Source organism: Mesorhizobium sp. M0139 (assembly GCF_040322455.1).
Taxonomy (GTDB): Bacteria; Pseudomonadota; Alphaproteobacteria; order Rhizobiales; family Rhizobiaceae; genus Mesorhizobium.
In genome coordinates, this window is sequence record NZ_JAMYTN010000010.1 from 270,752 (window position 1) to 293,244 (window position 22,493).

The 22,493-nt window shown below is 58.6% G+C and carries 17 protein-coding genes, 4 pseudogenes and 1 other annotated feature; of the genes and pseudogenes, 3 read left to right on the forward strand and 18 right to left on the reverse strand.

Annotation, left to right across the window (positions count from 1 at the left end):
• Window positions 1–62: 62 nt before the first annotated feature.
• The 14 genes and pseudogenes from NKJ58_RS19250 to NKJ58_RS19315 all read right to left on the reverse strand — a co-directional run.
• Window positions 63–221: pseudogene (locus tag NKJ58_RS19250) on the reverse strand (ATP-binding protein); the annotation flags it as partial.
• A 172-nt stretch (window positions 222–393) separates the two neighbouring features.
• Entirely contained in the window at window positions 394–930 is a 537-nt protein-coding gene (locus NKJ58_RS19255; protein WP_198025870.1) for a DDE-type integrase/transposase/recombinase, read from the reverse strand.
• Between the two features lie 306 nt (window positions 931–1,236).
• Window positions 1,237–1,923, reverse strand: a complete 687-nt coding sequence (locus tag NKJ58_RS19260; protein WP_023679590.1) for a response regulator — start codon at window positions 1,921–1,923, stop codon at window positions 1,237–1,239.
• A 718-nt stretch (window positions 1,924–2,641) separates the two neighbouring features.
• The gene (gene virB11, locus NKJ58_RS19265; protein ID WP_023673699.1) at window positions 2,642–3,682 is read right to left on the reverse strand and encodes a P-type DNA transfer ATPase VirB11; all 1,041 of its coding nucleotides are present in this window, start codon (window positions 3,680–3,682) and stop codon (window positions 2,642–2,644) included.
• Complete coding sequence (virB10, locus tag NKJ58_RS19270) at window positions 3,666–4,805, reverse strand: type IV secretion system protein VirB10 (RefSeq protein ID WP_031203435.1); 1,140 nt, start codon at window positions 4,803–4,805, stop codon at window positions 3,666–3,668. Before virB10 ends, virB11 begins: the two co-directional genes overlap by 17 nt.
• Window positions 4,798–5,682, reverse strand: a complete 885-nt coding sequence (locus tag NKJ58_RS19275) for a TrbG/VirB9 family P-type conjugative transfer protein (RefSeq protein WP_352853623.1) — start codon at window positions 5,680–5,682, stop codon at window positions 4,798–4,800. The genes virB10 and NKJ58_RS19275 overlap by 8 nt, the downstream gene beginning before the upstream one ends.
• A complete protein-coding gene (locus NKJ58_RS19280) occupies window positions 5,679–6,392 on the reverse strand; it encodes a type IV secretion system protein VirB8 (protein WP_023707035.1) in 714 nt (237 codons plus the stop codon). Before NKJ58_RS19280 ends, NKJ58_RS19275 begins: the two co-directional genes overlap by 4 nt.
• Window positions 6,389–6,547 (reverse strand): type IV secretion system lipoprotein VirB7, encoded by a 159-nt coding sequence (locus NKJ58_RS19285; RefSeq protein ID WP_081726271.1) that lies wholly within the window; start codon window positions 6,545–6,547, stop codon window positions 6,389–6,391. Before NKJ58_RS19285 ends, NKJ58_RS19280 begins: the two co-directional genes overlap by 4 nt.
• Window positions 6,548–6,574: 27 nt before the next feature.
• Entirely contained in the window at window positions 6,575–7,462 is an 888-nt protein-coding gene (locus NKJ58_RS19290) for a type IV secretion system protein (protein WP_023673703.1), read from the reverse strand.
• A 58-nt stretch (window positions 7,463–7,520) separates the two neighbouring features.
• The gene (locus tag NKJ58_RS19295; protein WP_023673704.1) at window positions 7,521–8,204 is read right to left on the reverse strand and encodes a TrbJ/VirB5 family protein; all 684 of its coding nucleotides are present in this window, start codon (window positions 8,202–8,204) and stop codon (window positions 7,521–7,523) included.
• Window positions 8,205–8,217: 13 nt separating this feature from the next.
• Entirely contained in the window at window positions 8,218–10,587 is a 2,370-nt protein-coding gene (virB4, locus tag NKJ58_RS19300) for a type IV secretion/conjugal transfer ATPase VirB4 (protein WP_023685155.1), read from the reverse strand.
• Complete coding sequence (locus NKJ58_RS19305) at window positions 10,587–10,913, reverse strand: type IV secretion system protein VirB3 (protein WP_023673706.1); 327 nt, start codon at window positions 10,911–10,913, stop codon at window positions 10,587–10,589. Before NKJ58_RS19305 ends, virB4 begins: the two co-directional genes overlap by 1 nt.
• Window positions 10,913–11,218: a pilin major subunit VirB2 gene (gene virB2 / locus NKJ58_RS19310; protein WP_023673707.1), complete on the reverse strand. Its 306-nt coding sequence runs from the start codon at window positions 11,216–11,218 to the stop codon at window positions 10,913–10,915. Before virB2 ends, NKJ58_RS19305 begins: the two co-directional genes overlap by 1 nt.
• A gap of 74 nt (window positions 11,219–11,292) precedes the next feature.
• Complete coding sequence (locus tag NKJ58_RS19315) at window positions 11,293–12,078, reverse strand: type IV secretion system lytic transglycosylase VirB1 (RefSeq protein ID WP_023673708.1); 786 nt, start codon at window positions 12,076–12,078, stop codon at window positions 11,293–11,295.
• Between the two features lie 1,291 nt (window positions 12,079–13,369).
• Here NKJ58_RS19315 and virG point away from each other — a divergent pair.
• Window positions 13,370–14,095 carry a two-component system response regulator VirG gene (virG, locus tag NKJ58_RS19320; protein WP_023685159.1) on the forward strand — a complete coding sequence of 242 codons (726 nt, stop codon included), beginning with the start codon at window positions 13,370–13,372 and terminating at the stop codon, window positions 14,093–14,095.
• A 689-nt stretch (window positions 14,096–14,784) separates the two neighbouring features.
• Here virG and virD4 read toward each other — a convergent pair.
• From virD4 to NKJ58_RS19335, 3 genes and pseudogenes are all read right to left on the reverse strand, one after another.
• Window positions 14,785–16,530: a type IV secretion system ATPase VirD4 gene (gene virD4, locus NKJ58_RS19325; protein WP_023746487.1), complete on the reverse strand. Its 1,746-nt coding sequence runs from the start codon at window positions 16,528–16,530 to the stop codon at window positions 14,785–14,787.
• 247 nt (window positions 16,531–16,777) lie between these two features.
• Entirely contained in the window at window positions 16,778–17,554 is a 777-nt protein-coding gene (locus tag NKJ58_RS19330) for a hypothetical protein (protein WP_245263145.1), read from the reverse strand.
• A gap of 299 nt (window positions 17,555–17,853) precedes the next feature.
• A pseudogene (locus NKJ58_RS19335) lies at window positions 17,854–18,156 on the reverse strand (integrase core domain-containing protein); the annotation flags it as partial.
• Between the two features lie 30 nt (window positions 18,157–18,186).
• Between NKJ58_RS19335 and NKJ58_RS19340 the strand changes: the two are divergent.
• Window positions 18,187–19,634, forward strand: a pseudogene (locus NKJ58_RS19340) (IS30 family transposase).
• Here the strand turns inward: NKJ58_RS19340 and NKJ58_RS19345 are convergent.
• Window positions 19,613–20,504: pseudogene (locus NKJ58_RS19345) on the reverse strand (IS3 family transposase); the annotation flags it as partial. The pseudogenes NKJ58_RS19340 and NKJ58_RS19345 sit on opposite strands and share 22 nt — an antisense overlap.
• Window positions 20,137–20,253: a sequence feature (AL1L pseudoknot), on the reverse strand. Its footprint overlaps the pseudogene before it by 117 nt.
• A 502-nt stretch (window positions 20,505–21,006) precedes the next feature.
• Here NKJ58_RS19345 and NKJ58_RS19350 point away from each other — a divergent pair.
• On the forward strand, window positions 21,007–22,493 hold a 1,487-nt coding region (locus NKJ58_RS19350; RefSeq protein WP_352853624.1), incomplete at its 3' end, for a potassium transporter Kup.

Below are 22,493 nucleotides of genomic sequence, written 5' to 3' on the forward strand. Positions count from 1 at the left end.
GCAGGCGTGGGTGGCGGACATAGCAGCCTGTCCCATACCTATGAATACGTTTGGCTGAAGCAGACCGATGGCTGCGCGTCGAAGCCGAAGCCGTCGAGTTCGCGGACAAACGGGAACTGCGCGATCTTGCTCGACATGAGCGTGTCGAGCTGGTCGCGGATCGCCGTCAACTTCAGCCGATCCAGGATTGCGATCAGCAGGTCATGATCTAGGGTCGTCATCACCAGCTCCCTCCGGCCACCGCTCCGTACTCGGCGAGTGGCCGCAGCAAGGTGGCCGGGGGTGATCTTGATCCGCTCGGCGCGCACCGGCCCTTCGAAGCCGGCAACGCCGACAAAAGGCTCTGTCGCAAACCTGGAAATGGGGTTGTGAACGGCCATTTCGGCCTGTCCGTCAGGCAGCGAGGAGATCGAAACAGCGATCGACAGACTTGTAGGCATACCTCGCCTGTCGCTTGCCCATCATGTGGATCATCTCGATGCCGGAGAGGATAACCACGTCGTTCGCATGCGACTTGAAGCCGAGCATGGATCGAATGCGGCTTGATACGCCGGTGATCCTGTTCGATCCGATTGTTGAGATGCCGGCTATTGCGGAGCGGATCGGCTTCAGCGGTCGCCGCGATCGCTGCCGCAGCCGGCTTTCAGCGTCGCAGGAAAGGATTGCTTCGTAATTGGTCTGGCTGCCGTCGATGACGATGCGCTCCGGCCGGCCATGGCGCGTCAGCGCCTTGCGGAGGAAGCGTTGGGCCGCCACCTGGTTACGGTTTTCGCTAAAGAAGAACTCGACCGTATCGCGGAGGATGTCGATAGCGCGGTAGAGATACCGCCGCGGACCTTGATGTACGTCTCGTTTGCTGCCGACCACACGCTTGCGCCGGTTGAAGCGCTCCAGCAGCTGCGGCGAGAAGTGGGCGACCCAGCGATGCACAGTGGAGTGGTCGACCTCCAACGCGTTCGGCCATCATCTCTTCCAGATCGCGCAGGCTCAGAGTGTAGGCCAGGTACCAGCGCACGCACAGCAGGATCACCGACTGGTCGAAATGGCGGCCCTTGAACATCACGTGCTCCTCCACAGCTGAGGCGTTTTTCTTGCCATGCTCGCTTACAAAAAGGTTTGCGACAGAGCCGTTCGAACCGCATGCCGACACCATCGTCAAGGGCGGCCGCGGTGTCCATTATGGCCACAAGCTCAACCTGACGACGGCAGGCAGTCTGTTCTTTCAATTTAGACCAACTATGCGGATGCCGCCTCAGTCAATTCAAGAATGTAACCAATGCCGCGCATGGTCGTGATACGTGGCGTTGCACCTGACCTACTCAGGTGTCCACGTAAGCGATAGATTCCGACTTCAAGCGCGTTGGCAGATACCTCGTCGTTGAACGAATAGAGGTGATCTTCCAACTGCGCACGAGGCACGATGCGGCCTGCACGGATAAGCAGATGCTCTAAAATACATAGTTCGCGGCGTGCGATCTTCAGAGGATGACCCGAGACGGAAACCTGTCGGCCGATCGGATCGAAATTGAGATTGCCAAATACAACGATGGGGTCGGTCACCTGTGTCGACCGGCGCAGAATGGCTCTCATTCTGGCGATGAGCTCATCGAAAGAGACGGGCTTGAGCAGAAAGTCGTCCGCGCCACCGTTGAAAATTGCAATCCGCTTCTCGAGATCGTTGATGCTACTCATAATGAGGGTTGGAACTGAATGCCCGTTGCTCCTTAGCTGTCTCAGCCAGCCCAAGCCATCGCCATCTGGCAGAGCCAACTCCAGCAGGAGAATTTCATAGGTTGCGCAACAAAATGCCCTCGACGCCTGTTCCAGGTTGCCAACTACATCAACGGCAAAACCGCTATCCCCGAGCGCAACTCGCACAGCGCGCGTAAGATCCACATGATGATCAATGAGCAGCGTTCGCATTTCACGTCCTATCAAGGTCGGACAGGTCACCGTCCGCTGTAAGACCGGGGCGACAGCGGAAGTCGCGCAACTCTTCGTAGTGTTCGTAACGCTCTTTCCGATGGGTGATCGCGGGAGCATGCAAGCCGCACGCCTGCAATAGTCGGGGATGGAACACGTGAAGACCTGTTGACGGGCTGAAACCGTCGGTCGGCCAGCCCACAATGCCACCGACTCTGCCTGCGATTTCTCTGCGCATCGATCCTCCTATGGGTTGCGTCGCAAACTCCAGCTGAGGTCGCAAGGGCAGGTTGCGGCTTTGTTCATTGAGAGGACCCCCTGGAGGCAATACCAGGAGGATTCCCTATATGGCACTTCCCGATTTACCACCGGTCATTCCGAACCACGTTCGGCGTCTTTGAAGACATTCATTGAGCGCGGCTAGGTAAATCAAGGGTACGACCTGCCGGGTGTCGGTGCCGCTTTTGAAGCAGGCATCGGCACCAGCTCGGTGAGCGTCGCCCGCGCAATTCAGCGGACGCGCTCGATACACCCAGTCGAATCGTGCCGCGACTTGCCGCGCCGACAGGGCGCCCGAAGACTTCAGACTTGTGACCGAAGGTCTACGCCCAGTCCTCCTCCCATTATCCACCTCCCTCAAATCAAAGTGGAGGTTCAATCTGAACAAATTACGCCATCGTATCACAAACGACTTACCGTTCCCCGACGTGCTCTAGCCTTAGTGCTTGTTAAGAAGGTCGGCTACTGTCTCTCCGCGTCGCCGGGCATCGGCGGCGAGCCACACCTCCCCCACCTCATACACGTCGCCGTGGGTACTGAACGGCACAATGACGTCAATGGCAGCCGACAGCAGGTCAAGAAGCGTGTGGTCTTCCACAGCAGCTCCTTGCGGGCTGCTCTTGACGAGTGAAAAGAGCTTTTTAAAGCCTTGGACCGGATCCGCCCCATGAATCGTTGATATTGATCCCGCATGGCCGGAGACGACTTCGCTAAGGTAGGCCCAAGCAGCATCATCGCGCATCTCGCCAAGCAATATTCGATCAGGGCGCATGCGCAAGCTGGCTTGCAACAGTTGCTCGGCTGTCACCGCACCTACGCTTGCTCGGTCCTTCGGATAGAGTAATCGGACATGGTTCTCGTGCGGGATTGCAAGTTCGAGCGTGTCCTCGATACTTATCAGCCTCTCTTGCGGGGGTATAGCGTTGATCAAAGTCTTGCTCATTGTCGTTTTGCCGCTTCCAGTAGGTCCGCAAAGCAGCATCGTGAGCCGCCCGCAAACGCATGCTCGCAAAAATTGCTCCAAGTCACCATGGTCGTAGTGCTGAAGAATCGTTTCGTCCTGCCGCTCTTGGCGCTCCTTTCGTGACCGCCATTGATTCCAACGCGAGTATTCGTAGCGAGAAGAAACTTCCTTGAGTTCGGTCACACGACTTGAGGGACGCCGTATCGTCAGGCTTATTGTTCCTGAGGGAACAGCGGGCGGCAAACAGATCTGCAGCCGCTCTCCGTTCGGCAGCTCAGTCGCACAGAGGGGGCTTTGCGGTCCGACATCTTGCTTGCGCAGCGCTCCAGCGAGGATCGCGATGTCCTCCAGATCGTCATAAGATAGCGGTAGCGGATGTTTCGTGAAAACGCCGGCCTGTCGGACAAAGGCTTCCCCAGGCCGGTTGATAGCGACCTCTTCGGTCCTTGGCTCCTCAAGCCATTTCAAGACAGGGTTGAGAAGCAAACGCAATTGAGGGTCAGCCTCCGGTCGCATTGTTGTCTCTCCGGCGTTGGCGATGTTGGGGGGCTGGCGCCACGGCGATCGGTCTAAGATCGTATACATCTGAGAAATCGAGGTCCCGAGCCACAAAGATCGATACAGCATCTCCCTGGTTTTTCTTCAGAGTTGGCGGAACGTTGATCGTTGCTCTAAGGGTCGTGTCAACGGCTTGTCCGGCGTTGCTCTGGAAGCTGTTGATGCCGCTTCCTCCACCTGAGCTGCCAGCGTATTGACCGGCGGCCTGAAACGCGCCTTGAATGACGCTCATGAGCATTGCTCCACCAAAGCGCTGCCAGAAGTGATTATCCACCGTGCCAGGCATTCCGGAGCGGCCGAGCTCGTCAGCGCCCGGCGACGCTAGCGAAACGAGGGCATGGTCAGGCGTTTCGATGCGCGTCCACAGCACGAAGACACGCGCATCCCCCTGTTGGAGACCACGCTGGATCTCGCCAATCACGGTCGTCCCGCGATCCAAAAGCACCACGTTGTTGGTGGCGCCGCGGACGTCTTTAGGTAAGACGCACTTCACATAACCCGGTAAATTTGTGTCGACTGCCGTTTGCAAAATGCAGGGTATTATCGTTCCTTGGGTAATCACGAGATCAGGGTGCGGCAAAAGTGTGGCCCGGCTTGGCTCCTGTATATCTGGCTTCAATCGCCTCGTCAGATCGCCAGCCTCTGAAATCTCATGCGAGGTCGCGGGAGCATCCCTATGGTTGTCTTCGCTCCGCTGACCGTCGTTGGGCATTTGACCGCTGCCACTGTAGGCGAAAATTGGTGTTTCCTCCGGCGGCGGATCAGCTGGCGCCGGAGGCGGCATGGATGGCGCAGGATCTCCTGCCTGCGCCGCCTGTACGGGTGCTGGAGCTTCGGGAGCAATCTCAATCGGCACGGGGCGGAATGGCTCGGCGTCGGCGACAATTGCAGGTTTTGGCTGAGTTGGCTCGTCTTGTGTGCTGGGACGACCGCCGAGCCAGATGAGCGATAGAGATGAGATGAGAACAAGTGCAGCGATGGCCAACTTCTGCAATCCCGAAACATGCCGGCGGGCCGGCTCCGAGACCATCGATCCTGAGGCATGGACATCATGTCCCGACTGTGGGCCGGTTTCATTCATCGGCCGGGCCTTTCAAAACGCGCCACACGTCGGGTGTCACTGTACCGGTCCCTGGCGCTCGTCCCACAGGGTCATAAGCCCTGTTGAAAATGGACAAGACCGTATTGCCATCTCTCAGACGCCATTCCCGGGCGACTGCGGATACTTCAACATAGTCTCCTTTGACCGTGTAATTGGCAGCGGCTTCCTTGCCGTCGGGATTGATAATGTAGAGGGAGGGTATGCGGGAATTGCTTGCGAAGCCAAATACGGTGGTAAAGCCATTATCGAAAACTTCCAGCGGCGCCAGCGATCGATCGCCCTTTGCGACGTAGTGAAAATTGCTTTCGTCCGGACTGGTAGTTGCGGCGGGCCGATTCAACAAATCCTGAACTCTCTCGTCGCGCAGCACTTTCGCCCGGGCCTGACCAAGAATCGAGCGCCTTTCTGCGTCCTTTCTCTGAGCAGCAGCGTCATCAGCAGGATAGGTGAACTGCACACTGTAGTATAGGTCAGGTTGCTTCTCATCGAGTTTTGGCATCGCTTTCGTTGAAATACTGAAGACGTATCTCCGTGTACCGGACTCACTCTCGGCCAGCACAATGACGGGCTGCGGCGGGAGCATCCGGCTAGCCTTAAAAAAGAGATAGTTGGCACGCGGGAGCGCAGCCAGGTCTTTGCTATTGGAAACGGCCACGGCTGCGACTGTCTCGTTGGCCGCGAATGTGACAACCAGCGTTGCCCCCACTGCGGTAGACAGGCGCACCACTTCGTCAGGACGGTAAGCCAGGTAGCGCATGCGCGCATCATGCTTGCCGGCAAGTGGTGTGTCTTCCGCGGACGCTTCCATCGTTAAGAAGAGTGAACAGACCAGCGCGAGAAACGCTCTTTTTGTCATGGCTGCACATAGCCCAGGTTCGATACGCTATCTTCCGAGCTTTGATAGGAAGCGACGAGTAGACCTCCCGGATTGGTGAGCCTCGATTGCCCAGGCAGACCCGTCAAGCGCTCGTAGCGGATGGTAGCTGTCCAGGTGGTCACTATCGGCATCTGCCCATCGACAACAAGCGTACGTTTGTAACGGATCTGTTGAACGTCCGGACTGATGTCGTTTGAAGAAATATGCCCGACCTCGAGCTTGCCGCGTTTGCCGACCGTGACTTGCGGCGAGGTGGGATTCGGATAGTTGAAGAAATCTTGATATTGCTGTCGCACAGCCGGCGCGCTGAAACTGGATACGAGGTCATAGGCGTATTGGGCTGTATCTGCTGTGTACCCCTCGCGCAGGCGTACATATTCCCACAGCGAAGCATTTATGACGGCTCGGTCTTGGGTTGCCGGCAGTCGAGAGACTGACACTTCGCTGTCGACGGTCCCATCCGGCCGGACCCAGAGGAACACAGGTACGAGCTTGGCCAACGGGACCATGGCAGCAATGGTAAATGCCTGTGCAACATTTCCTAGGACCGCCGCTGCGGCAAAGGCTATCAGGGCCTTTGACAGGCGCCGCGCAGACTTCGCTCGTGAAGTTTGAAACGCTTCCACCTTCTTATAGTGGGCGGCTAGCGTTTCTCTCTCCACCAGAAGGGCATGTTCAGGAACTTTCACTTTGGCTCTTCCGCGCATTCGACCCGAAGATCCTCAGGGGTGGTTTCCCATTGTCCCACGTTCAGTTGGAATGGGGCACCCGCGCATGTCGCAAGCCCATGGCTCGTCTTGCAGGCGGCCAAAGCGAGGATTGACAGAAGTAGGCAATATTTCATGTTTTTGGCACCGAGCTTGTCGATTGATTAAGCACCCGCCGTTTTGGCAAAGTGGCGATTGAGGCTGTTAAGAGGTCGGTTCGCACCTCCCCAAGAGCCGCCGGCGATGCTGCTGGCGATCGTCGGAAGCGCGACGATCAGAGCGTCACCAGCTAGGAAAAGCATGTCGAGCTCGTAAAGCCCGATGATCTTGGCTGCTGTCGTGCCCGAGAATTTGATCATCAAAAGCATGGCTGCCAGCGAGACTGCTTCGGCAGCGATTACTATCGTTGCAACGATGTTGAGGAGGAGAAGCAGCAGCCCGTACGAGAGCAGTTGGCCGATCCATCTGGTGGCTATGTCTCGAGTGTGATCAAAAAGGTAGCCTACAAGGACCAGGGGGCCGATCGTCAAGAGCACCTTCGTCAGAATTCCAACGGCATCGTAGATCTCGAACGCTGTCCACAGCGCGCCGTAGAAAATCCATTGCGCTCCCTCGAAAGCAAGTATGTCCTGGCCGTTCATAGGCCCAATTTCGGAAGCAATCAGCTGAAAGACATACTGGCTTGAAGCAAACATGAGATCGAGCTTCTGGGGGATTCCGATGAAGGGCAAGTCGCTGCCACTGATGTCGTGAGCCAACCTCGGAATCGTGTCGTCGAAGAGCGCTTCAATGTACTGCTGATAGTTGGCCTGCCCTAAGATAAGGGCGACGACAATCGACACCATGATTACGCGCGAGATACCCCCGCGCGCATCGACTTGACCACGCATGACCAGACAGCCTTGGATTATTATCCAGAGCGTGACACACGCAACCAGAGGCGCACTGACCGCCGCTTGGACGTTTTCAAGCACTTTGTGCAGCCCGGACGTGAAGGCCCCATGAAAGATCGTGTGTATAGTCGTGAATGGCGCGGGAATTTTGAAATTCATGGCGTGAGCCTGATGTGTCCCTGATCAGCGCAGCTGAGCCTGATGAACTCTGTGTGGTTTACGGGAGGATGCTAAACATATTAGCGGTGTCCTGATGTTCGCGACGCTGCGTGGCGGCCTCCTCCACGGCGTGAAGGCTCCCTTGTGCAGTGGCCATTGTCAGCAGACTCGTGGCCTGGACATTTTGGATCATCGCATCGTGAATCTGCTTGAGGACCAGACCGTTGGTCACGGTGGCCTGCATAATATTTCCCGAGCGGGAAAGCTGACCAAGCGTGCCGGCGTTATCCTTAAGGCGCTTGTCCATCATGCCCAAAGTGTCGGCTGCAATAGCTGCGGCATTGGCGGCCCCGGCGATTTGTCCCTGTAACAGTTTCGCTTCTGAATCGGTGCCGTTGACTATCCGATTTGGGTCCTTCGCAATGTTACGGGCCATAATCGAAGCTGGCGCCCGAGCATCAAACATCTGCTCCTCCAGCTTATTGCTCGACGGGTAGTGATTTCCTTGGTTAAGTGAGCTTAGCAGTCCCGTGACAGCGAATGACGACGTTAGAATTGTCACCATTTCAATCGTGGTAGCGAGCGTCTCGATTGACCTCTCAAGGATCGCCGCATTGGAAAGCGCTGTTAAGGTCGCTTGTGTTTCTGTTACAGGGTCGCTGACGATAAATTGCGAACGGGCCTGTCCGTGAAGCAGAAGGGAAGCAGCAAGGGTCGTTACTGCAAGTTTGGCAAATTTCATGAATATTCCTCCGTCAGTCTTGAACTTCGTGGTACCGGGCCATGAACTTGTCGAGCCACCCACTTGGGGCGTCTCCGTGCTGGTTACGAAGCTGGTCGGCAAAGCGCACTGTGTTGGCCCGCCCCGAGAGTACGGCTACGTACTCGCGCATCTGCCCAAGATCGAATTCGCAAACAATACTCCCGCTATCGCGCTTGAGCAAAAACTTGCGGCTGCCGATTGCCATTCCCTGGCGGATTGCCTCGAACTCCTGCGCAGTGCACTTCAAGCCATCGACATACGCAGAGCGGTCCGCCGTCGGTGATGGGTAGAAAATTTTCGTCATACATTGCGCAACGAGACTAGCTCCGAGAGGCGATTCCAGAACGTGTTCAGGCTGCTGCGTTGCGAGTATCAACATGCCGTTGTTTTTGCGGACCGTGAGCAAGAACTTGTCGATAACGGCCGAGAATTGGGGGTTGAGTAGATAGAATCGAAATTCGTCGCAGCTCATGACGAACCGACGACCATCGACGATAGCGCCCACTCGATGCAGAAGGTATGCGGCGGCCGGTGCACAGACCTCCTCATATTCCAGGAGCTGCGTCATGTCGAAGCCCGTAATGGAGGCATCCAGCCTTACTTCGTCCACGTCGCCGTCAAAGGCCCATCCAAGCGCCCCCCCTCTACACCACCGCTGCAGCCGTGCTCCTGCGCCCTCGGAGGGGCTGTGCAATAGGAACTCGCGCAGGCCCGCAAGTGAGCGCATAGGGGGTTCGAACGAAAGCTGACGAACAATGCCGCGTTCCAGCCGACGGCTTTCCTCCGGCGAGATCGGACCACGGCCGTCACTCTCGATCAGGGCCATCAACCACTCGCGCAGAAAGTCCCGGGAGGCGGAGGTGTTGTCCAGTCCACGCAGAGGGGCCAAGCCGCTCGGAGCGCCTCTGCGCAACGCAAGATATGTCCCTCCCGTGGCTCGCACCAGCAGTTCACCACCCCGATCCTTGTCGAAGAAGACGATCGCACCATTGCGATCGACCAAGCTTTGCTCAAGCATCGCGAGGACAAAGGTCATCAGCGTCGTCTTGCCTTTGCCAACGGGCCCGAATATTGCCGTCATGCCGACGTCATTCTCATGGGGGATGTAGTCGAAAGAAGTTCCACCGTTTGTGCGAAAGCGCGCAACAGCATTGCCCCAGTGGCCGGAACTGGAACCGCTTGGGAAGTTCTCAAATGAGACGAGCCCGGCAAAATTGTGTGAGGTGATCGCCCCCGGGCGCGTGCGCCACCTGTTGTTCCCCGGAAGTTGGGACCAATATGCGGCCTCCATGCCGATGCCCTCTTGGACGATAACGGCGCCCGCGTCGGCCAGCCGTGCGCGGGCACTTGCTGCGCGATCTGCAAGGCTATTGAGGCTGTCGGCATAGACGCACAGGCTCAGATGATGCGAACCCATCACGAATTCGTTGCTTGCCAGTGCGTCCTCTGCCTCGGCAAGTTCATTGATCTGGGTGAGAGCCTTGTCGCCGGCACTCGTCATCTGGCTGGACTTAAGGCTTAGTTTGGCATGAGCTTGTGGGCGAGTGAGGAAGGAAAAGCTCTGGCTCAGGACAAGCGGGAAGTTGGCGGACAGCAAGGAATTTAGCATGCCCGGCCGCGTCGTCGCCGGATATTCACGGAACGAAAACAATGATCCGACGGAGCTATCCCCGGGCCTTCGAATCTCAAGCGCCCGCTTCCCGCAGATGACCTGGTCAGTGTAGATCGAGGCGCCAAGTGAGCCGGTAACCATCGGAACCGGAAGAAACCGGCAAGTCATCATGAGCCGAAGCGCCTCGCCGATTTCCGTGAAGAGCACGTTGCCTTTCTCACGAATGCCCAACCGGCGCAGACCGTAACCGCCGAGTGCGCCAGCAGTGATGTGCCAGAGGTCTTCCAGGCTCCGCATTTGGGTGGCTAGATCGTGCTCATTCCGTCTGCGGGACTTGGCAATCCGCAAGCCGATCTTGCCGATTGCGGTGCGGGGGGACACGATCAAAGTGAGGAAGTGATCGTTGCGAAAGAGCTTTCCCGACAGCACACGACGCTCGTAGGCCTCGCTCAGACTGCCAGCGAATGCACTTTGAAACTGGCGCGGCGCCGGCGCCGGCACATCGTTGTGTCTCACAAGATGAGCGTATATCGAGACATTGTCATCGGCGATGTTGCGCAAGAGAGTGTTGAACGCGCGGCAGCGCGAGTTGCGCATCTCAGCGTCTTCCAAATCAAAGGGCACACCGTTCACATGTGCCATGGCCATGATCGATCCGTCTTCCAGAAGGACAACCTGATCGCTTACGTGACCAACATACGGAAGGTAGATCTCGCCAGACCTCTCGGTCCGGCCGCTGGCGCCGAACATTACACCATTCCTCTTCCGCGTTTCGGCACTCTGATCGGATTGGCGCTGACGCTTGCGCCTCCCCAGACCGGCCCGTCCACGCTTCTGCCGGCCGTCTGCAAATAGAGCAGCACGACGCTTGCCGCGTTATAGTCACGCTCAACAACCAGCCGTGCTCCGAACCAGAGTGGCACGAGAACGATTTCGTAGAGCGGGTTCTGAAGGATAATGATAACAAGCCCAGCCAACATCATGAGCAATCCGGCCAGCGTCAGCGGCACCCCCAGAAACAGTGCGGGGCGCGTCGCCGCCACATAGAGGGTGCTCACTTCCAACCGGTCGCTCATCAGCCGCCGCCTATGAGCGCCTTGCCCAGGAAGCTGGCCCCGAACATGATGACGATCCCTCCAACGACACCCGCAACCAGGCCAAGTGAAGCACGACCGAACATCCAAGAGATACCGATGGCTACGAGCCCGAGCACGGCCAGTGATTGTCCAAAGGGGCCAAGTATGAACGTGCAGATATTCTGGACCATCTTGGCAGGATCCGTCCCTCCGGTCACCTGAGCCGCGGCTGGCCCGCTGTAGAAGACCGTCCACGCCGCGCCTGCAGCAGCGGCCGGTACATATTCAGCCGCCATGCGCAGCATGGAAAAAGGCGAAGGAACACGCGTTTTAAGCGCACGAAGTATCTTGAGTGGCGTCATCATTGCATCTCCATGTTTCAATCGAATACGAGTTTGTTCGGGTTCGAGGGTTCCCGTGCTTTCGCAGCCTGGCTGCCTGTCGGATCCGAGGGATCGGCCCCGGAGCGGTCTGGCTGATACGAGCCCCAGATGTCCCAAGAATCTTGGTTGGGCTGCTTCTTTCTATTGGCCTGTTGGCTCTGCTGGAGCAGAGGCGGCACGGCTTTCCGACCGGGTGCCTCAAGGTGCGGCACATCTCGAGCAGTCGGCTCCAGCGTTCTCTCAAGGAGACTTGAGATGTCCTTTGCGGCCGACTCGACCTTGCGTACATAACCGTTGGCGAAGCCATGCGTGACGTCGCCCGTGTTATAGGCCGAGATGGCACGGCGAAGCGCCAGTTGCTGTGCCACAGCAGTGGTGCCGCCGGCATACCGGCTTTCAAGCAGGTGGGCGGCAGCCGAAAGCGAGGCGCAGGGCTCGAAAGCCCTTTCCGGCGTGAGATTGAGCATGGCAAAGTTCTTGCTGTTTATCTGCATCAATCCAACATCGACAGAATGTTGTGCTTCGAGGCGTTCCTTGATGCCCCGCGTGGCTTCCAGGTGGTCTATCCAGCGAAGCTGCTCACCTGTGGTGTTGTCATGAGCCACCAGCGTTTCAAAGCCACTTTCAATCTTGGCAATCGCGGCCAGGGTGGACGGCGCAACCCAGGGGGCGCATTTGCGCGACAGGCTGCGGAACTCACGCGGAGAAAGTGGCGCGGGCTCGGCTGGGAGTGACATGGATGTCATCAGGACGATGGCCAGCGGCCAAGCTGCAATAAACATTCCCTATCACCTACCTTTCCAAGCCGCCGGACGGGTTCTGGCCCTGTCCGGCACGCGCTTATCGGGGAGGTTTGTTACTGTGTGATGTTCAAGTTCAGCTTTTCGGTTTCAATTGAAGCAAAGACCGTGTTCGTATCAGCGTGGGTGAGCATCTTGCGCATGCGTGGGTGGCGCGGGCCCGATCAGCCAGCGACATCCGGAGCATCTTGGTACAATGACTCCTTTACAGGATTGCTCGTCCCGGCCGTCCGTTGCTCCTGGAGTGTGGGCCGCGACTTTGGCGTCATGGACGGTACTTCTGTCAGCGCCAAGCCAAGGACAAAATGGGGAGCTTGGCGGGCTTGTTCAGGCTCGGGATCACCGTGGGGAATCGACTAAGGCGATAAAGCGGCCCAACTTTGCCGGTATGCTGCCGGTCCTTAAAGAGCAGCCATGCGCGGCCCTGCATACTCAGATCATTGCTTGAGACGCGAGCTCGTCCGCGAAGCTGGCTCGAAGGCGCAAATCCGCGGCGGCGAGGGTCAACTGGGAAGACGTGGCGGCGCAGCCCATCCTGGTGCGAGCCTCGTTCAGCTGTTCGGCCGCCGCCGCCAAAGGGTGGATCATGCACAGTCCCATCGGCAGATAACCGCACGTCATTGACGCAGTCCGACGGCGCAATGGACAAGCATAGTGACACGCTCAAGATGGAGGAGTTGCAGTAACTGAGAAATGTTAGCCCGGACGTTCACCGCAACCGGCTACCTGCCGGTCGCCGAACAGCATTTGAGGCCGCCGGCCACCTTGGACGAAGCCGGCTTGGCAGGAGACGCACTATTTTGCACAAGACCGCTGCAGCGAATCACGGTCTTCTTCCGCCGACCGCCTCTCCGATCAAGCCAAACGCCGCGCTGCTCAACCATGTCCGAGCTGGATCCACGAGCCGGAGGATATCGAGATGATCCAGGTCCGCAAACTCCAGGATGACCAGGATGCAAGGGCATAGCAGGAAACTTGGCATCCATGAGGTCGAACTTGAGTGATATTGGCAGGCCTGCACCAACGGGGGAGCTCGAAGCGAAAAAGCGAAGGACCACACGGCAGGGTCATGTCGGCGCTTGGACCTGTCTGGTGGCCACGGGCTGCCTTGGTGCGGTCAATTCGCTGGGGATGAAAAGAACAGGACGAGCACGGCCTCACATTGGCCGCACGCAACGGCGAGTGGTATCAAGGAGCAGCTGTTCTGGGTCGGTGCCCCAGGGTTGCTCGGCAACAGGTTTAGACAAGGGGATTCAAGATTGAAGGTGTGCCGTTGAAACATGTTCTTGTCATTGACGATGATGCCGCAATGCGGCGCCTCATCGCCGAGTATCTCACGATGCATGCCCTGAAGGTAACCGCAGTCCACGATAGCAAGCAGTTTGACTATGTTCTTTCACGTGAGCCAGTCGATCTCGTGGTTGTTGACCTTAACCTAGGCCGGGAGGATGGACTTGCGATCGTCCGCAATCTGGCGACAAAATCGGATGTTCCTATCATAGTGATCAGCGGCGACCGGCTTGATGAGGCGGAAAAAGTGGTTGCACTGGAGCTCGGCGCAACCGATTTCATTCCCAAGCCTTTCGGGATGCGCGAATTCCTGGCCCGCATTCGAGTAGCGCTACGCCAGCGCATTTCTAGTCCGCGAACCAGAGAGCAGCGCTCATTTCGCTTTGGGGCCTGGAAGCTCAGCGTGAAGCAGCGGCGACTGATCTGTGCGGAGCGTGGCGAGGTCAAGCTTACCGCATGTGAGTTCAATCTCTTGATCGCATTTCTGGAGAACCCCCGCAACGTGCTATCCAGAGAACGGCTTTTGCTCGCGAGCCGTGTGCGTGGAGAAGAGGTGTACGATCGAAGTATCGATGTCCTAATCATGCGCTTGCGCCGAAAGCTGGAGGCTGATGCGGCCAACCCTCGCCTGGTCAAAACATCCCGTGGCGCAGGGTACTTCTTCAACGCTGACGTAGATGTTAGCTACGGAGGCACGTTGGCCGCGTGACAGTGAGCTATGCTGGAGATTGGGGTGACGAGGCTGATCAAGCCTTCCAACAGTACCAGCCTGATCAATTACGGCGAGAGCTACCGGTCCGGAGATCGCATCAGCCCCTCTCTGCATATGCACGCGGCCGCCTGAATTGCCGATTTCGCTCAGCTGCTGCTGAATGGCGACGGCTTGCGGCGCATTCAGGGCCCTCTGCGTCTCCGCTGGCCACAACAGCGCTGTGGGATGTTCATTGTTGGGACGACTCACTCGGGTGGCAGGTGGTTGCATGGTCAAGCTCATCCGGCGAAGGGCGGATCTGCTGTTGGCTGGCAGCCAGGACTGGGGGCGGCGGCCCGAACTCCGGCGTCCCAGAGCTTGCGAAAGCCTCCGACACGCTTCTGTTGAGGTCATCCCGTCCATCGGGCATCCTGGGTTGCTGAAAAAAGATGAGGCGGCTTGATGATCCTGCCCTCGCTGAAGCACCTCGCGAGACCCCCTGTTCCAGTCGCAGAAGCTCCTCTGGATTGGTTGGCGGCTCGTCAGCTCGACCATCGAACAGCGGCCGGGGCGCCTCGGACACGTGCTGCTCAAAGCCCACTCGCCGGGCTTTGCCCGCTTGCCCCTCTTCCAAGCCGGCGTCCTGCACCTGCGACAAAGCTGTTACACGGGATGGAGTTTTTCGCGGGGTCCACACCAGCCTCACATCAAACTGTATCGTCAAAGTCCTGCGCCAATTCACACAGCGGGTCATCGAGTTGAGATCCGGCGGAGAGCGCCTCCTCTGTTCCCGTCAAGGGCGCCGGCTCCGGGAGGGCGCCTGTCTGGCGTTCAAAGATGCGTTTCAGAATGCGATCCGAGAAGTAACGCACCTTCCTCAATTTTAATGGTGGCAGACCTTTGATGAGAACAATCTCGTAGTCGTCATCGAGCAGCCGAACCTGTTCGGGACGCAATAGCGGTGCACCTTGATGTGAATTCTGAATGGTCCAGTCGAACGTTCGCGCCTGGCTGTGGGAAATCGATTTGGCTTCAAACGTGTATTCACCGATGGCCTTGGAAATGTAGTTCGGAGTCTCGTCATCAGCCGTGGCCATGAACACTTGCAGTCCGGTATTGCTGAGAAAATTCTGCTTGCCAGCCTCTCCATAAGCCCCCGTCAGTGCCGAAAGGCTTTGGATGATGAGCATGAAACGCCCCTTGTAGCCCGCGATAGTCGTGATTGCGGTCTCGATCGCCTCCAGCTTACCCAGGTGCTTGAACTCATCGAGCAGGAAGAGAACCTCGTGCTTTTCATCCCGGCGGGCCAGCGACCGCTGCAGAATTGAAACGATTTGCTGAAAAAACAAGCGTATCAAAGGCGCGATCACCTCAAGGTCGTTCGGACCAACGCAAAGATAGATGCACGTTCTGCGACGGCGAAGATCATAGACCGAAAAGTCCGAGCGACTTGTGGCCGCCTTTACAGCGGGATCCGCCCACAGGTTGAGCCCGCCATCGCCGAGCACGGAAGTGTAGGAGGTTAGGATTTTCGTATCGTTCCCCGCCATGTCGTCGAAGATGCGTTGTGCCTCTTTGTTCTGAGTCTCCATGGCGAGTCGCGCGAAGAGCTTAAACTTCTCCCCCGGCTGGGCGAAGAGGTCGTAGACGGCGCCGATTGTTGGCGTGCCCCGCTCGATGCAGGCAAGGATTCCCGCGACAAAGATATCTCGCGCGCCGCTGACGAAACCTTCCGCGCCCTCCCCCTTGGCCGTAATCAGGTTTGCGGCCAAGCGGCGGGCCTCGGTGAATTGCTGCTGTGGAGGCAGCGCTATAAGATCCAACAGCGGATTGTAGCAGTTTGTGCGCCGCTCCGAATCCAGCGGCGCGAATTTAAACACGTCGTCACCTGCGGCTTTGCGCGCCCTCGAGGTGAGCTCAAAGAGCTCCCCCTTGACGTCCAGAGCTATCACCGAGCCTTTGAATGTAAGTAGCGTTGGAATGACTATGCCGACGCCCTTGCCAGCGCGGGTCGGTGCAACGATGAGGCTGTGAGGCTGCTCGCCATTGGTCAGGTAGTAGCCAGGCCAGAAAGGGCCACTTGTCTTCCCAAACACCGGCCCTGTCACGCCACGGTATCGTCGCAGATATCCCGTGCGTCGCATTTCATCCACTCGAGCCCAACGAGCCGTCCCGTGGTGTTCGAGCTTGCGGCGCAATACGATCTGCTGAATCAGCAAGACGACCGCGGACGTCGAGAGCACGATAGCCGCGCCCCGATAGAAAACGGGGGTTGCGAAACCCAAATAGAAGGGCGTTTCAAACCAAAAGGCACGGACATCAAACGCCATCAGAGCCTCGCCGCTGCCGCCGTGGCGGAAGGTTGCGTAAAGACTTGCCGCACAGAAGCCCACGGCGAGTGAGCACGCGATGCTAATGGCTATGTTGGGGGGCGTCGTTTTTGTTGAAAGCATTGTTCCATTGCCGGATTAGCCGTAGCTAATGCTGCGCGTGCTTCAGAGACCGAACCGGCGTCGCGCGATGTCGCCGCTCGACAGATCGATGCCGCAGTGGGTGGTGCGATGCTTGCAGCGCATCACCCGGCAGACGTGGTTTTTGAAAGTTACACTAAGCAGGTACGTCAACGGCCAGCGAATTGGAAACGGCAAGGCCGTAGACGGAATTCGGGAGAGAAAGCGTCACTGTACCATGGCCGAGACATCAACGGCCGGAGCGATCTCTGCTTCTGGTGGCCTCCATTAGGTCCTCTCGGGCGTGATTGTAGGCTTGGCTTATGGACCGCCCGACTTGAGCACCCCGCTGCAGCTGTTCATAGGAGGTTTGCGGGCCTACTGTATCACGGACTGCAGCCTCAATACCTGCTATGTGGCCGTCCAGATTCGCACTCCGTTCCTCTGCTGCATGCTGCGGCGGCGGCATGTGCGGCAAGATGTCTTGCATGCCGGGAAAAACTGAGTGAGCTTGGGCCTGTTGATTTGCGTCGAACTGGTGATACATGTTGAGAATAGCATTGGATGCCATGTTTCTGACATTGCCATCCGGATCAGAAGAAGCCAATCCAATGGCCTGATCAAGAATGCGAGATTTGTTTTCCTCAGTAAACTTACTGAAGTGTGGCGCAACGTAATAAGTTCCGAGAGCTTGCGACGGCGGATCCATGTTGCCAATGCGATTAACAATAGCATCTTGCAGCCCTGGCGTTAGGTAATTACCTAGATTACTGGCCGCTCCGACTTTCTGCAATGCTATGTCATCCGTGCTGTACCCCAATTCGGCTGTTAATGTCGCGGCCAGATTGATGGCTGATCGTCCAAGCCGATTGGTCCGCCTTTCAAATCTCGCGAGGTCAGTTTCTGGCCCGGGTTGAGTGCCCCGAACGGCTGTTCGCTCGTGCGTCCCGAGGCCTTTGAAGCCCCCAAGATTTCGCGCTGTATCGCGCGGGTTAGCGGTTACCAGCCGTTCTGCAACATCGCTCAATGGCCCCTCTGGAACGTCACGGAGGCTACTGCTCCCCACGCCTTGAGATGATCTTGCAGCTGCGCGTGCCCGTTTGTTATCGCGATCCATTGCTCGCCTCCAAAGTAGTTATTCTACCCAGAGGTTACCACCGAAGCTTGACCTGCTAAACCGATATGATGTTACAGTTGTAGTATGGCAAAGGGTTCCCAGCTCTGTGGGTCTGCCAAGTGCCCGTCCAAGCCGAAGAAAATACGATGAAGCTGGCATCAAATGCGATGTGAACTGCCCCGGGCTTTCCGGAGGCCGTTTCGTTTGAGTTACGCGGCTATGGCTGGTTCATCCAACATGGCGTAGTAGCGTTCCTCGGCTTCGGCCGGCGGGATGTTGCCGATGGGCTCCAGCAGCCGGCGATTGTTGAAGCAGTCGACCCATTCGAGCGTGGCGAACTCGACGGCCTCAAATGAGCGCCAGGGTCCGCGTCGATGGATCACCTCGGCCTTGTAAAGACCGTTGATCGTTTCGACGAGAGCATTATCGAAAGAGTCGCCGGCACTGCCCACCGAGGGTTCGACGCCGGCCTCCGCCAAGCGCTCGGTGTATCGAATGCTGACGTATTGGGCGGATTCAACCGGTCGTCGCGACACCAAGGGATTGGAGGTGGCAATGACGGTTCACCAACGCGCTTAGATCGGTGCACTCGAAAGAAGCTGGATTCGCCCGGGCGTCCGCCTGCCTGGCAGCGTGAGAATCGCTTCCGGTTCTGGCAAGCTATTGCCTTGGGACATTCGAGCGAGGAGGCCGCACTGGATGCCGGTACATCAACGCCTCTTGGTCCGCGCTGGTTTCGGAGTACAGGAGGGATGCCGCCAACGCATTTGGCGCCGTGGGCGAAGCCGCCTTCGGGGCGATATCTTTCTTTCGGGAGCGCGAGGATATTGCGCTTGAGCTTGCCAAGGGGATCGGCATCCGGGCCATTGCTCGTAAGCTAGGTCGGCCGCCGAGCACAATCTCGCGGGAGGTCAGGCGCAATGCCGCGACGCGTAGCGGCAATCTGGATTACCGGCCAGTGCCGCCCAATGGCACGCCGATCGTGAGTCCCGCCGGCCTCCTGGCAAGCTGGCGGTCAATCCGGCTCTGCGTGAATATGTTGAGGAGCGCTTGGCCGGCAAAGTCACCAACCCCAATGGCGCCTCATTCGAGGGCCCCAAGGTGGGTGTGGAAAAAACGACAGAGCCGGAGGTGGTCGGCAACCTGGAGCCCCGAGCAGATCGCTAAATCGGCTTCAGATCGATTACCCAGAGGATCAAACCATGCGGATCAGCCACGAGACGATCTATCAGTCCTTGTACATTCAAGGACGCGGAGCATTGCGCCGAGGACTGACCGCATGTCTGCGTTCAGGCCGAGCGTTGCGCGTACCGCCCGAACGCGCGTACCGCGCGAACGGGCCCGAGTTCGCAACAAGTCCTTCATTGGAGACGCCCTTATAATAAGCGACCGTCCGGCCGAAATTGCCGATCGGGCTGTCCCCGGACATTGGGAAGGCGACCTCATCCTTGGCCTCGGAAGCTAGGCGATCGGTACGCTCGTGGAACGAAGTTCACGCTTCACAATGCGTGCTTCACCTGCCGCGCATGCAATGGCTATCAGCAGAGCCTGCGCATCAAGAACGGTCCACCACTTGCCGGCCACGGCGTTGAAGCAGTCCGCAGAGCCATAGCCCGATCCATGGGCAAACTTCCCGAGCAACTGCGTCAGTCGCTGACTTGGGCCCATGGAGCGGAAATGGCGCAGCAGCCGACCTGCGCATCGACACCGGGCTCGAGATTTTCTTCTGCGATCCCCAAGCCCGTGGCAGCGAGACTCCAACGAAAACACCAACGGCTTGCTGAGACAGTACTTTCCAAAGGGCACGGATCTCAGTCGGCACACAGCCCGGGAACTGGACGCAGTCGCCCATGCTATCAACACAAGACCGCGCAAAACGCTCGGCTGGAAAACACCTGCCGAACTCCTCGACCAACTCCTTGGGGGACAGTATGATGCCGGTGTTGCGACGATCCGGTTGAATCCGCCTTGGCTGCCTCTATCGCTGTGATGGATGAGCCCGCCTCCCCGCACGGGCCGCCGATCATCGAGAGCCTGTTCCAGGGCATCGAGAACGAAGGCTGCATGCGCCGTCCGGCTCACCCGCCAGCCGACGATCCGACGGGCATAGGTGTCGATGACAAAGGCGACATAGACGAAGCCCGTCCAGGTCGCGACGCAGGTGAAGTCGGAGACCCGCAGCATGTTCGGCGCGGAGCAGTGGAACTGGTGGTTGACGTGGTCGAGAGGGCAAGGTGCGGCCTTGTCGCTCACCGTAGTGCGGATCGGCGGACGATGCCTTCGAGGCTCATGGCCTTCATCAAGCGGGCAACCGTGCAGCGGGCGACGTCGAAGCCCTCGCGACGCAACCGCCGCCAGACCTTGCGAACGCCGTAGACGCGGAAGTTCGCCTCAAACCGTCGGACCTCATGCTTCGAGGCTGTATCCCATCTTGCCCGAGCCGACAGCCGGCAGGGGTCGACGCGCTTGGCGACATGGTCGTGGTAGGTCGACGGGGCGATCGGCAGCACCTTGCAGATCGGCTCAACCCCATGCGCCTTGCGGTGATCGTCGATGAACGCGATCGTGGCCTGAACCGGCGGTCGAGCTTCGCCTGGGCAAAATACGCGGAAGCCCTGCTCTCGTTGGCCTGCGAAGCTCGCGGCTCTCGCGTTCCAGAGCCTTCAGTTTCGTCGCAGCATCCGTGGGAACTCCGGCGCGCACGCCGCCGTCACGCTCGGCTTTCTTGCAGCCGATCTTGGCGGCGATCGATGAAACCGCCGCCCAGCGCGACGTATGCTCGCGTTCGTGATCCAGAACCAGCCGCACCGCGGGGGGTCCGGACCTCGGGAGAGAACTTGTTGGTCGCCTTGCTTGTCATGGTTCCACCTTCTCAGGAGTTGGAGCCTCCGATCAACCCGGGGCGGAACACAACAAGGGGCACGGATCAATCTGGGCGGAAACCCTAGAGAATCAGCCCTCAGAGCCTTTGGTAATAACCGACCCCTCGCACCTGTTTGGGCTGGGTGTACAAGTCAGGTTTTCATCAGGTTGGACGAGTATGTCTGGCAGCCAGAGCGCGACCACTTCCGTGCCCGCCCGCTCGTCTGGCAGACACACAAAGGAGAAAGATATGCCGTCAGCTACAAGCAGCGCCATCGTTTCCTGCCGCAGATCATCGCCCATCCGGTCTGGCCCTCCTTCAGGTCCCCTTGAGCCTGTGTCTCGTCGAGGAAATGGCCCGGGAGCGGGATCGTGGTTTCGTATGAGACAATCCGCCGGTGCGGCAACAAATGCGGTCCGCATCCGGAGCCATTACGTCGCGGCACTTGATATTGCAGTGCAGCAAAGGTAGAGGGCCGCCCCTTATCGGAGTGTCGTCCATGGTCCTTACCAATACCGGTAGCGAGGCAGAACCCGTCGAACAGTCGAGCCATCCGGCAATCGAACAGCAAAGCCCCAAGGTGCTGATGCTAGGCGCGCTCGGCGTTGTCTATGGCGATATTGGCACCAGCCCGATCTACGCGTTCCGTGAGGCGCTGGTGGCGTCGTCGGGCGGCAATGTCGCCGAGCGCGGCGATATCCTCGGCGTGCTGTCGCTGATCATCTGGTCGCTGACTATCATCGTCACCATCAAGTACATCATGTTCGTGCTGCGCGCCGATAACGGCGGCGAGGGCGGCGTGCTGTCGCTGATGGCGCTAGCGCGCGGCAGTTTCCCCAAGCGGTCGGCGGTGATCCTGGGCATCGGCATCGTCGGCGCCTCGCTGTTTTTCGGCGACGCGGTCATCACGCCCGCGATTTCGGTGCTGTCGGCTGTCGAGGGTATGAACGTCGTCACGCCGACCTTCCAGCCCTATGTGGTGCCGCTGACACTGGTCATCCTGGCCATGGTGTTCGCGGTGCAGCGCTTTGGCACCGGCGGGGTGGGATTGGTGTTCGGCCCGGTGACCGCCGTATGGTTCCTGGCAATTGGCCTTTCCGGTCTCAACCACATCATCGCCGATCCAGAAATCCTGTGGGCGGTGAGCCCGCACTACATCGTCGCCTTCCTGATCCATTCGCCCGACGTCGCTTTCGTGACCATCGGCGCCATCTTCCTCGCCGTCACCGGCGCCGAAGCACTCTATGCCGATCTCGGCCATTTCGGATGCAGGCCCATCGTGGTCGCCTGGCTGTGGATCGTGTTTCCCTGCCTGCTGCTCAACTATGCTGGGCAGGGCGCTTTCGTGCTGGCGAAGAACGGTCACGTCGGCCACCCATTCTTCGAGATGAACGAAGGCTGGACGCTGATCCCGATGGTGGTGCTGGCAACCGCCGCGACGGTTATCGCCAGCCAGGCGGTGATCTCCGGCGCCTTCTCGCTGACCAGGCAGGCGGTGCAGCTCAATATGCTGCCGCGTCTCGAAATCCTGCACACCTCGGAACGGCAGTCGGGCCAGATCTACATGCCACGTGTCAATCTGTTGCTGGCGCTGGCGGTGATGCTGCTGGTGGTCGGTTTCGGCGAATCGAGCAAGCTGGCCTCGGCCTATGGCATCTCGGTGACCGGCAACATGCTGGTGACGACGGTGCTGCTGTTCGTCGTCATGACGCGCATTTGGAAATGGCGCCTGTGGGTGGCGGTGGCGATGACGGCGGTGTTCGCCTTCATCGACATCGGCTTCTTTGCCTCCAACATCGTGAAGGTGTTCGAGGGCGGCTGGGCGTCGCTTGCGGTGGCCTTCACCATCGTTCTGGCGATGTGGACCTGGGTGCGCGGCAGCCGCTATCTGTTCGACAAGACCCGGCGCAACGAAATCCCGCTCGATTTCCTCGCCGGCAATCTGCTGAAGAAGAAGCCGCAGCTGGTGTCCGGCACCGCCGTGTT

Bases quoted from the DNA above. Each gene is read 5' to 3' on its own strand.
- NKJ58_RS19260 (WP_023679590.1), bottom strand. From the start codon at position 1,923: ATGCGAACGCTGCTCATTGATCATCATGTGGATCTTACGCGCGCTGTG.
- virB11 (WP_023673699.1), bottom strand. From the start codon at position 3,682: ATGCGACCGGAGGCTGACCCTCAATTGCGTTTGCTTCTCAACCCTGTC.
- virB10 (WP_031203435.1), bottom strand. From the start codon at position 4,805: ATGAATGAAACCGGCCCACAGTCGGGACATGATGTCCATGCCTCAGGA.
- NKJ58_RS19275 (WP_352853623.1), bottom strand. From the start codon at position 5,682: ATGACAAAAAGAGCGTTTCTCGCGCTGGTCTGTTCACTCTTCTTAACG.
- NKJ58_RS19285 (WP_081726271.1), bottom strand. From the start codon at position 6,547: ATGAAATATTGCCTACTTCTGTCAATCCTCGCTTTGGCCGCCTGCAAG.
- NKJ58_RS19290 (WP_023673703.1), bottom strand. From the start codon at position 7,462: ATGAATTTCAAAATTCCCGCGCCATTCACGACTATACACACGATCTTT.
- NKJ58_RS19295 (WP_023673704.1), bottom strand. From the start codon at position 8,204: ATGAAATTTGCCAAACTTGCAGTAACGACCCTTGCTGCTTCCCTTCTG.
- virB4 (WP_023685155.1), bottom strand. From the start codon at position 10,587: ATGTTCGGCGCCAGCGGCCGGACCGAGAGGTCTGGCGAGATCTACCTT.
- NKJ58_RS19305 (WP_023673706.1), bottom strand. From the start codon at position 10,913: ATGAGCGACCGGTTGGAAGTGAGCACCCTCTATGTGGCGGCGACGCGC.
- virB2 (WP_023673707.1), bottom strand. From the start codon at position 11,218: ATGCTGCGCATGGCGGCTGAATATGTACCGGCCGCTGCTGCAGGCGCG.
- NKJ58_RS19315 (WP_023673708.1), bottom strand. From the start codon at position 12,078: ATGTTTATTGCAGCTTGGCCGCTGGCCATCGTCCTGATGACATCCATG.
- virD4 (WP_023746487.1), bottom strand. From the start codon at position 16,530: ATGCTTTCAACAAAAACGACGCCCCCCAACATAGCCATTAGCATCGCG.